The organism is Brunnivagina elsteri CCALA 953 (genome assembly GCF_002289455.1).
Classification (GTDB): Bacteria; Cyanobacteriota; Cyanobacteriia; order Cyanobacteriales; family Nostocaceae; genus Brunnivagina; species Brunnivagina elsteri.
This window is the reverse complement of record NZ_NTFS01000463.1, coordinates 1-4,753: the sequence shown is the minus strand read 5'-3', so window position 1 is coordinate 4,753 and position 4,753 is coordinate 1. Positions and strand designations below refer to the sequence as shown.

The following is a 4,753-nucleotide window of genomic DNA, read 5'->3' as shown; positions in this document are numbered from 1 at the left end:
ATCATTATGGAAATATATTTAATTCGCCACGGTATCGCGGAAGAACAACGCGAAGATGTCAAAGATGAAGAACGCAAGTTAACTAAAGAAGGGAAACAAAAAACCGAGAAAGTAGCTCAAAGACTTGCTGAACTCGATTTGAAATTTGATTTCATTCTCACTAGTCCCTTAGTACGGGCATATCAAACAGCAGAAATCCTCATCAAAACCGGACTTGGGGATAAACTGGAAGAATCAACTCATCTTGCACCTAATGGAGATATTTCTGCTTGGATAGCAGATTGGTTAGAACCGAACACCCAAACCTCAAAAATTTCCCCCGAAACTAAACTAGCACTGGTTGGTCATGAACCAGATTTAGGAAACTGGGCAGAGCTTTTAGTCTGGGGAGAAGTAAAAGGAAACATAGTCCTCAAAAAAGCTGGTACGATCGGGATAAAGGTTCCAGAACAGGCTACTCCTTTGGGTAATAGTCAAATGTTCTTATTGACACCACCCAAGTATTTGCTCTAACAGAAAGTACAAATGAAGCAATAATTTTTTCGTTAGAACAAATATTAAGATACGTAGTGATAGGTATTTCTGGTAATCTAAGCCCAAGCAAATCTTAAAAAAACAGAATGGTGTTGCCATGATGGTGTGCGAATACAAGCCCGGTTTAGAAGGCATTCCTGCCGCCGAATCTAGTATCAGTTTTGTTAATGGGCAAAAAGGATTACTTGAATATCGTGGCATCCGCATTGAGGAATTAGCGGAAAAAAGTAGTTTCTTGGAAACTGCTTACCTCTTGATATGGGGTGAGCTTCCAACTAAAGAAGAACTTCAAGTTTTTGAAGAAGAAGTTAGGATGCATCGCCGCATTAAGTACCGCATCCGCGACATGATGAAGTCATTTCCAGAAAGTGGTCATCCGATGGATGCTCTACAAGCTTCGGCTGCTGCGTTAGGCTTGTTTTATTCGCGTCGTGACTTGCATAACCCCGTTTATATTCGGGATTCTGTGGTTAGACTTTTGGCGACAATTCCAACGATGGTAGCAGCGTTTCAGTTGATGCGTAAGGGTAATGACCCGGTACGTCCAAAAGATGAACTAGACTATGCTAGCAACTTCTTATACATGCTGAATGAGAAGGAACCTGACCCTTTAGCGGCGCGGATTTTTGATGTGTGTTTAGTTCTCCATGCCGAACATACAATGAATGCTTCAACATTTAGTGCCAGGGTGACAGCATCAACATTAACTGACCCTTATGCTGTAGTTGCCAGTGCTGTGGGAACTCTCGGTGGTCCTTTGCATGGTGGGGCAAACGAAGAAGTTATCCAAATGTTGGAGCAAATTGGTTCGATTGCGAACGTACGTCCTTACATTGAGAATTGTATCCAGCAGAAAGCGAAAATTATGGGCTTTGGGCATCGTGTCTACAAGGTCAAAGACCCACGTGCGACTATTTTACAAGATTTAGCCGAACAGTTGTTTGCTAAGTTTGGGCATGATGAATATTACGACATTGCTCTAGAAATGGAGCGAGTGGTAGAAGAAAAACTTGCTCATAAAGGAATATATCCAAACGTTGACTTTTACTCAGGTTTGGTATACAGAAAAATGGGAATAACAACTGACTTGTTTACGCCAATATTTGCGATCGCACGGGTAGCAGGTTGGTTAGCACACTGGAAAGAACAACTCGAAGAAAACCGAATTTTCCGACCAACTCAGGTTTATAACGGCAATCACGAAGTCGTTTACACCCCGATTGAGAACCGATAAATATAAATCTAGAGACGCGATATATCGCGTCTCTCTTGATGCCCAATGCATATCATCAGTAGAATTTCTCATTGCCTCTAATCAGCCCAAAACAATCCAACGATATACTAATCATGGGGTTGCAGGAAATCTTTAGTTTGCTTAATAGTCCTTAGTGATATTTAGTAGCTAGATTTACATTTATTAACAAGTTTACATTGTTGTTAATCGACATGGACTAATAAGTAAAGAAAGGATGGAGGAAAAGGAAAAAGAGTAAAAGGAAAAGAGGAAAGGAGAATATAATTATCCTGAAACTTAGCTTTAGCTTTTTATCTTCTAACTTTTAACTTCTGCCTTTCATTGACAAATAGAGCGGAAACATGAACTCAGGAATTGATCTACAAGGAACATTTATTGATTCCCTAAAGGAATTGGGACTGCCAGCAGGCACCGCCAAAGCGATTTGGATGCCGTTACCGATGATTTTGATGCTAATTGGTGCCACAGTTGGGGTACTGGTTTGCGTTTGGCTCGAACGGAAAATATCAGCAGCAGCTCAACAACGGATTGGTCCTGAATATATCGGTCCTTTGGGATTACTGGCACCAGTTGCCGACGGTTTAAAACTGGTATTCAAAGAAGACGTAGTGCCAGCACAAGCCGATCCTTGGTTGTTTACCCTTGGTCCCATTATTGTTGTATTACCTGTATTTTTGTCCTACTTAATTGTGCCATTTGGACAAAACCTGATAATTACAGATGTGGGGATGGGTGTATTTTTGTGGATTGCCCTGTCTAGTATTCAACCGATTGGGTTGTTGATGGCAGGTTATGCATCCAATAATAAATATTCACTTTTAGGTGGACTACGAGCAGCCGCCCAATCGATTAGTTACGAGATACCATTAGCACTAGCAGTACTTGCGATCGCAATGATATCTAATAGCCTCAGCACTGTTGATATTGTCAACCAGCAATCTGGCTATGGAATTTTGGGCTGGAATGTTTGGCGACAACCCATTGGCTTTATTATCTTTTGGATCGCAGCCCTCGCAGAATGCGAACGGATGCCTTTCGATTTACCCGAAGCTGAAGAAGAAATTGTCGCAGGTTATCAAACCGAATATTCAGGCATGAAGTTCGCTTTATTCTACCTGAGTTCCTACATCAACCTCGTACTCTCTGCTTTACTTGTATCTGTCCTCTACCTTGGTGGTTGGGATTTTCCACTCCCCATCAGTCTCATTGCTAGTTGGCTAGGTGTCAGCGAAACTCAACCAGTGCTGCAAGTAATTACAGCATCACTGGGTGTCACCATGACCCTACTCAAAGCTTACTTCCTCGTATTCTTAGCAATCTTGCTACGTTGGACAGTTCCACGGGTTCGTATTGACCAACTACTCAATTTAGGTTGGAAATTTTTGTTGCCAATAGCTTTGGCAAATTTACTATTTACAGCAGCTTTGAAGCTCGCTTTTCCTGTCGCTTTCGGTGGCTAAAAAAAATAGTTAGGAATTAAGAGTTAGGAATTAAGAGTTAAGAATTTTATTTACTTCTAACTCATAACTTCTAACTTCTAACTCCTAACTCCTAACTTCTAACTTTACAGAGAGTGAGAACTTATGCTGAAATTCCTTAAACAAGTTGGAGACTACGCAAAAGACGCAGTACAAGCCGGAAAATACATTGGTGAAGGTCTTTCTGTGACTTTTGACCACATGCGTCGTCGTCCCGTCACCGTTCAATATCCTTACGAAAAATTAATTCCTAGCGAACGCTTTCGCGGTCGGATTCACTTTGAATTTGATAAATGCATTTCTTGTGAAGTTTGTGTTCGGGTATGCCCAATCAACCTTCCCGTCGTGGACTGGGAATTTGATAAAGCAAGTAAGAAGAAAAAACTTAAGCATTACAGTATCGACTTCGGGGTTTGTATTTTCTGCGGTAACTGTGTAGAATTTTGCCCGACAAACTGCTTGTCGATGACCGAAGAATACGAACTTTCGACTTACGATCGCCACGAATTAAACTACGATAGCGTAGCCCTTGGTCGCTTACCCTACAAAGTCACTGACGACCCAATGGTGACACCGTTACGCGAGTTCGTATACCTCCCTAAAGGTGTAATGGACCCCCATGACTTACCTGCTGATGCACCCCGTGCAGGTTCTCGTCCCGAAGACTTAGTAGAACAAACAGAAAAGTAATATTTCGTAATCGACAAAGGAAAATTGAAAGTGAATTTAGCTGAAGGTGTACAGGTTGTTTCGTTCGCAATCCTAGCGCTAATGATGATTGGAACGGCTCTAGGAGTGGTACTGTTGGACAACATTGTTCATTCCGCCTTTTTATTGTGTGGCGTATTTATCAGCATTTCTGGCTTGTATTTATTGCTAAATGCTGACTTTGTTGCCGCAGCACAGTTACTTGTCTACGTTGGTGCAATCAACGTATTGATTCTGTTTGCCATCATGTTGGTAAACAAGCGCCAAGACTTTGTACCATTGCCTAATGCTTGGGTACGTAAAGCCCTCACCGCAGTAGTTAGCTTTGGACTATTTGCTTTGCTAAGTACAATGGTGCTAGCAACTCCTTGGTCGCTGTCTACAGCGACTCCTGGCAATAACCCCATCATTTTGATTGGGGAACACTTCTTCAGCGACTACTTATTGCCTTTTGAACTTGCCTCAATTTTGTTATTGATGTCAATGGTTGGTGCAATTATTTTGGCACGTCGCGAATACTTACCCACCGAACCAGATGGTTCTGGTGTACCACAAACATTATTGACCTTACCCGAACGTCCAAGAGAACTAGTTTCTTCGGGTAGCGAGAATGAATAATTGTGATTGGGCAATTGTTATACCTATTCTATGTGAGGCTACACATTCTTTAACCTCTCCATACCTCCCCTTACTAAGGGGAGGTGCCACAGGCGGTGGGGGTATTTTTTTTTTTGTGTCTTCATATTAAATTTGGATTGGCGGGTTAAATTCTAAACCC

The 4,753-nt window shown here is 41.8% G+C and carries 5 protein-coding genes; all 5 read left to right on the top strand.

Translation table 11 applies throughout. The features are described from left to right. Positions 1–6 precede the first annotated feature (6 nt). The 5 genes from sixA to CK510_RS26425 all read left to right on the top strand — a co-directional run bounded on the left by sixA (position 7) and on the right by CK510_RS26425 (position 4,593). On the top strand, positions 7–513 hold the full coding sequence (gene sixA / locus CK510_RS26445) for a phosphohistidine phosphatase SixA (protein WP_095724500.1): 507 nt from the start codon (positions 7–9) through the stop codon (positions 511–513). Between the two features lie 118 nt (positions 514–631). After that, positions 632–1,768: a citrate synthase gene (locus tag CK510_RS26440; RefSeq protein WP_095724499.1), complete on the top strand. Its 1,137-nt coding sequence runs from the start codon at positions 632–634 to the stop codon at positions 1,766–1,768. A gap of 362 nt (positions 1,769–2,130) precedes the next feature. Beyond that, positions 2,131–3,249, top strand: a complete 1,119-nt coding sequence (nuoH, locus tag CK510_RS26435; RefSeq protein ID WP_095724498.1) for an NADH-quinone oxidoreductase subunit NuoH — start codon at positions 2,131–2,133, stop codon at positions 3,247–3,249. Between the two features lie 123 nt (positions 3,250–3,372). Further along, a complete protein-coding gene (gene ndhI, locus CK510_RS26430) occupies positions 3,373–3,957 on the top strand; it encodes an NAD(P)H-quinone oxidoreductase subunit I (protein ID WP_095724497.1) in 585 nt (194 codons plus the stop codon). A gap of 30 nt (positions 3,958–3,987) precedes the next feature. Next, positions 3,988–4,593 carry an NADH-quinone oxidoreductase subunit J gene (locus tag CK510_RS26425; protein WP_095724496.1) on the top strand — a complete coding sequence of 202 codons (606 nt, stop codon included), beginning with the start codon at positions 3,988–3,990 and terminating at the stop codon, positions 4,591–4,593. Positions 4,594–4,753 lie beyond the last annotated feature (160 nt).

Coding starts and splice junctions, on each gene's coding strand:
- ndhI (WP_095724497.1), top strand. CDS start 3,373: ATGCTGAAATTCCTTAAACAAGTTGGAGACTACGCAAAAGACGCAGTA.
- sixA (WP_095724500.1), top strand. CDS start 7: ATGGAAATATATTTAATTCGCCACGGTATCGCGGAAGAACAACGCGAA.
- CK510_RS26440 (WP_095724499.1), top strand. CDS start 632: ATGATGGTGTGCGAATACAAGCCCGGTTTAGAAGGCATTCCTGCCGCC.
- nuoH (WP_095724498.1), top strand. CDS start 2,131: ATGAACTCAGGAATTGATCTACAAGGAACATTTATTGATTCCCTAAAG.